This window comes from Saccharomonospora iraqiensis subsp. iraqiensis (genome assembly GCF_000430445.1).
In the GTDB taxonomy this organism is placed as follows: Bacteria; Actinomycetota; Actinomycetes; order Mycobacteriales; family Pseudonocardiaceae; genus Saccharomonospora; species Saccharomonospora iraqiensis.
The window spans coordinates 11,554-16,092 of sequence record NZ_KE387115.1 but is presented as its reverse complement, the minus strand read 5'-3'; the positions used below and the strand labels follow the sequence as shown (position 1 = coordinate 16,092).

The following is a 4,539-nucleotide window of genomic DNA, read 5'->3' as shown; positions in this document are numbered from 1 at the left end:
CACCGGCACCGGGGCGACGACGGGGGCGGACGACCTGCCGGACCCGCGCACGGCGTTCCCCCGGCAGCCGGTGCCGGACGATCCGGCGGCGGCCGCCGCGGAGTTCTGGCGGTACTGGCACGACGTCCTGCCCGACGTGAGTGCCGCCCTCGGCAACGGCTGTCCGTCGCAGGCGGAGACCCTGCTGGCCTCCGCGGTCGCCCGGCTGCATCCGGACCTGCACTTCTCCGTCGACCGGGGTGGGCGCGCGATCTACGCGCTGGTGCTCAGCGGACAGGAGGACCCGGCACTGCGGCCCTACACCGACGCCTGGATCGCGGGCGCACCCCCGGACGACGCGATGTGGGAGTACCACGATTCGGTGCCCCCGGTCCCGGACCCGGCGGAGGTGACCGTGAACGTGGGCGGCCGGCGGGTCGGGTTGGCCGACGTGCGGGTCGTGGCCCGGGTGGACGACGCGGAGGGGGTGGTCGACGTCGCCGTGTACCACCCGGCGCTGGCCGACCTGGACGAGGCGTCCCGCACGGCGATGACGTTCCTGCCGCTCGACGCCGCGCTGGGGGAGCGCCTCGCCGCCGAACGCCTCCGCAGGGTGGAGACGGCGCTCGGCGAACCCGACGACACCGTCGACCTCACCCGGCTCCGCGCGCTCGTCGAGGAGCTCGCCGACACCGTCGGTGGTGCGCACTAGGCTGTGCGGATGTGAGCAGCCACGACCACACCGACACCACCGGCACCGGCACCGGCACTGATACCGGCACCGACACCACCGGCCCCGGTCCCGTCGGCGCCGACACCACCGCGACCGGGCGTGCCGGGACGGAGCGAGCCGGGACGACGACGGTGACCGGCGACGGCCTCACCGGGGCGTCCCCGGCGGCCGAGGCCGAGGACATCGCCGACGTCCCCGCCGAGATCCGGCAGCGGCACCGCGAGCTGGCCGACGAGGTCCGTGGCCACCAGTTCCGCTACTACGTGCTCGACCGCCCCACGATCTCCGACGCGGAGTTCGACCGGATGATGCGCGAGCTGGAGCGGATCGAGGCCGACCATCCCGGCCTGGTCTCGCCGGACTCGCCGACGCAGCAGGTCGGCGGCGGCATGTTCTCCACCGAGTTCACCGCGGGCGACCATCTGGAGCGCATGCTCAGCCTGGACAACGCCTTCGACCTGGCGGAGCTGCGGGCCTGGGTCGACCGGGTCGAGAAGGAGGTCGGCGGCGGCACCCGCTACCTGTGCGAACTGAAGATCGACGGGCTCGCGGTGAACCTGCTCTACGAGCACGGCGTCCTCACCCGGGCGCTCACCCGCGGCGATGGCCGGACCGGCGAGGACGTGACGCTGAACGTGCGCACCCTGCGCGACGTCCCGGAGCGGCTCTCCGCGAACGACCGGTTCCCGGTCCCGGAGCTCGTGGAGATCCGGGGGGAGGTGTACTTCCGGGTGGCCGAGTTCGCCGAACTCAACTCCGGGCTGGTGGAGGCGGGCAAGTCGCCGTTCGCGAACCCCCGGAACGCGGCGGCCGGATCGCTGCGGCAGAAGGACCCCAAGATCACGCGCAACCGGCCGCTGCGGCTGATCTGCCACGGACTCGGCAAACGCTCCGGGTTCGACCCGCAGCGGCAGTCGGAGGCCTACGAGGCGCTCGCCGCGTGGGGGCTGCCGGTCTCCGCGCACAGCACGGTGATCGACTCCGCGGACGGGCTGGTCGACCACATCCGCTACTGGAACGAGCACCGGCAGGAGGCCGAGTTCGAGCTCGACGGCGTGGTCATCAAGGTCGACGAGGTCGCGCAGCAGCGCAGGCTGGGCACCACCGCGCGGGCACCGCGGTGGGCGATCGCCTACAAGTACCCGCCGGAGGAGGCCAACACCACCCTGCTGGACATCGGGGTCAACGTCGGCCGCACGGGCCGGGTCACGCCGTACGCGGTGATGGAGCCGGTCAAGGTCGCGGGCTCCACCGTGGAGCTGGCGACCCTGCACAACGCCGAGGAGGTCCGGCGCAAGGGTGTGCTCATCGGCGACCGGGTGGTCATCCGCAAGGCGGGGGACGTGATCCCGGAGGTGCTCGGCCCGGTGGTGGACGTGCGCACCGGCGACGAGCGCGAGTTCGTCATGCCCACGCACTGTCCGGAGTGCGGTACCCGGCTGGCCCACGAGAAGGAGGCCGACGTCGACATCCGCTGCCCGAACGCGCGGTCGTGTCCCGCGCAGCTGCGGGAGCGGCTGTTCCATCTGGCCGGGCGCGGGGCGTTCGACATCGAGATGCTGGGCTGGGAGGCGGCGGGTGCGTTGCTCTCCTCCGGGGTGATCGTCGACGAGGGGGACGTGTTCGACCTGGACGCCGCGAAGTTGAAGCGGACCGAGTTGTTCGTCACCAAGGCGGGGGACCTCTCGGCCAACGGGCAGCGGTTGCTGGACAATCTGGCGGCGGCCAAGGACCGTCCGCTGTGGAAGGTCCTGGTCGGGCTCTCCATCCGGCACGTCGGCCCCACGGCGGCGCAGGCACTGGCCCGTGAGTTCGGCACGGTGGAGGCGATCGACGACGCGGACGAGGCCACTCTCGCCGAGGTCGACGGGGTCGGCCCCACGATCGCCCGGTCGGTGCGGGAGTGGTTCGCCGTGGACTGGCACCGCGAGATCGTGGAGAAGTGGCGTCGCGCCGGGGTACGGATGGAGGCCGAACGGGACGCCTCGATCCCACGCAACCTGGAGGGGCTTTCGATCGTGGTCACCGGCTCCCTGGAGACCTTCTCCCGGGACGAGGCCAAGGAAGCGATCATGGCGCGGGGCGGGAAGGCCGCCGGGTCGGTGTCGAAGAAGACCGCCTTCGTCGTCGTGGGCGAGGCGCCGGGTTCCAAGCACGACAAGGCCGTGCAGCTCGGGGTGCCCGTGCTCGACGAGGACGGCTTCCGGGTGCTGCTCGACCGCGGACCCGACGCGGCCGTGCAGGTCGCCGAGAAGCAGGAGGCGTGAGGCGGATGAGTGACCTCGTGGTGCGGCGGGCCCGGCCCGCGGAGTTCGGCGTCGTGGGCGAGCTGACCGTGGCGGCCTACGAGGCCGACGGCTTCCTCGACCACGCCTCGGGCCCCTCGTACGCCGGGCAGTTGCGGGACGCCGCGCGGCGGGCCGCGGACGCCGACCTGTTCGTGGCCGTCGACGAGGCGGACGTCCCGGTGGGCACGGTGACGCTGGTGGGACCCGGCTCGGCGATGGCCGAGCTGTGCGGGCCGGACGAGGTCGAGATCCGCATGCTCGCCGTGGCACCCGGAGGGCGCGGGCGCGGTGTCGGCGAGATGCTCACCCGTGCCGCGCTCGACCGGGGTCGCGAGCTGGGCGCGGGCCGGGTGGTGCTGACGAGCATGACGTCCATGACGACCGCACACCGGCTCTACGAACGGCTCGGGTTCCGCCGCGTCCCCGAGCTCGACCGCACGGTCGCGGAGGAGATCCTGCTGCTCGCGTTCACCCTCGACCTGTGACCGGAGCCGCACGGGTCACCGGCGTTCGGTGGTGTCCCGGCGGAGCAGCACGGTGACGGCCAGCCCGACGGCGGCCAGCCCGACGGCGGCCACGGCCGTGCCGCCCGCGCCGAGGTGGTCGACGATCCACGTCAGCACCCGCCGGGTGCCGGATTCGGGGTCGGCCAGCACCATCGCGACGAACGCCCCGGCGAGCACGGTGACCCCGGCGAACACCCACCGGCCCCGGTGGGCGGACAACCCCGACTTCTCGACGATCACCTGCCCGGCGGCCAGGATGCGCCGCACCCGGAGGATGCGGAACGCGCCGAGGGTGAGCAGCAGCCGCAGGATCTGCACCGGCCCCACCACGAAGATCACCGCGGGGATGGTCAGGCCGACGACGAGCAGCTGCAGCCGGTACCGCCGGACCCACGTGCGCACGCTGCCGCTGGCCCACAGCAGCACGAACGACTCACCGAGCAGCACCGACAGCGAGATCCAGTTCAGCACGGCCCCGATCACCCCGGTGATCCCGGGCGCCGTGGTCAGGAACACCGCCGGGACCGACACGAGCGCGGCGGAGAGCACCGGCACGGCCAGCTTCTCCTGCACTCGCTCGATCCGGGGATCCTCGGGGTCCGTCAGGGGCATCGGAGGCGAGATTACGCGGTCTTCACCCGCACCGGCCCCGACGGCCACGCCCCCGAAGGGCACCACGACGCTCTCGGCCTGCACTGGGACCGGGATGCATGCAGGTATCGTGTGGGTGCATACTCCGCGTGCATGGGCCGCACCAGGGTCACGGTCGATGACGAGCTCGCCCACGCGGTGATGCGACGCTACGACCTCCGGTCGAGACGGGAAGCCGTAGACCTCGCCCTGCGGCGAGCCGCGCGCACGGCCACGCCGGAAGAGATCGAGGCCGTACGTGGCGTCGGGTGGGAGGGCAATTCGGACGAGCCGGGCTGACGCCGCGTCGCCCGCGCCCGGGGCCGCCCATAGCGTGCGGCGGGGCGGTGGCCGGGGGTCAGCCGTTCAACACGACCGCGACGATGCCGGCGAGGTGGGCCAG

At 73.0% G+C, this 4,539-nt stretch carries 5 protein-coding genes; 4 read left to right on the top strand and 1 reads right to left on the bottom strand.

Features of this window, described 5'->3' with window-relative positions:
- Positions 1–34 precede the first annotated feature (34 nt).
- The 3 genes from ACTIR_RS0117105 to ACTIR_RS0117095 all read left to right on the top strand — a co-directional run bounded on the left by ACTIR_RS0117105 (position 35) and on the right by ACTIR_RS0117095 (position 3,485).
- Complete coding sequence (locus ACTIR_RS0117105) at positions 35–691, top strand: hypothetical protein (RefSeq protein ID WP_199285644.1); 657 nt, start codon at positions 35–37, stop codon at positions 689–691.
- A gap of 152 nt (positions 692–843) precedes the next feature.
- Complete coding sequence (gene ligA, locus ACTIR_RS0117100) at positions 844–2,979, top strand: NAD-dependent DNA ligase LigA (RefSeq protein ID WP_052583929.1); 2,136 nt, start codon at positions 844–846, stop codon at positions 2,977–2,979.
- A gap of 5 nt (positions 2,980–2,984) precedes the next feature.
- Positions 2,985–3,485, top strand: a complete 501-nt coding sequence (locus ACTIR_RS0117095; protein ID WP_026455194.1) for a GNAT family N-acetyltransferase — start codon at positions 2,985–2,987, stop codon at positions 3,483–3,485.
- A 15-nt stretch (positions 3,486–3,500) separates the two neighbouring features.
- On the opposite strand, the gene ACTIR_RS0117090 is transcribed toward ACTIR_RS0117095, so the two are convergent.
- Complete coding sequence (locus ACTIR_RS0117090) at positions 3,501–4,118, bottom strand: hypothetical protein (protein WP_026455193.1); 618 nt, start codon at positions 4,116–4,118, stop codon at positions 3,501–3,503.
- Positions 4,119–4,250: 132 nt separating this feature from the next.
- Here ACTIR_RS0117090 and ACTIR_RS0117085 point away from each other — a divergent pair, with 132 nt between their 5' ends.
- Positions 4,251–4,436, top strand: coding sequence for a type II toxin-antitoxin system VapB family antitoxin (locus tag ACTIR_RS0117085; protein WP_026455192.1), 186 nt, complete (start codon positions 4,251–4,253; stop codon positions 4,434–4,436).
- Positions 4,437–4,539: the final 103 nt, after the last annotated feature.